This window comes from Peptococcaceae bacterium 1198_IL3148 (assembly GCA_036763105.1).
In the GTDB taxonomy this organism is placed as follows: Bacteria; Bacillota; Desulfotomaculia; order Desulfotomaculales; family Desulfohalotomaculaceae; genus JBAIYS01.
In genome coordinates this window covers 1-318 of the sequence record JBAIYS010000057.1, presented here as the reverse complement: position 1 = coordinate 318, position 318 = coordinate 1, and the positions used below count along the sequence as shown (strand labels likewise).

The window sequence follows — 318 nt, the reverse complement described above, 5'->3', positions numbered from 1 at the left end:
ATTTTGAGGGCTACGAAGCCATTCGGACCGATTGCCTAAATGCACCTAAATACGGTAACGATGATGATTACGCAGATTTAATTGCTTCAGACATTATCAGCTGGACCGAGCAAGCTCACCGTAAATATAAAATGCTATATTCGCACTTTACCCATGGCACCCTTTCCATCTCCAACAACACACCCATTGGTGAGATCACCGGGGCCACAGCCAATGGACGGCTGGCTTGGACACCGCTGTCAGACGGAATCAGCCCCACCCAGGGCGCCGATAAATTGGGACCAACAGCCATTATCAAATCCGTTAGCAAGTTGAGTA

1 protein-coding gene is annotated in these 318 nt (G+C 48.7%); it reads left to right on the top strand.

The features are described from left to right. The coding region (locus V6C27_14880; GenBank protein ID MEG6617662.1) for a pyruvate formate lyase family protein at nucleotides 1-318 on the top strand (318 nt) is incomplete at both ends.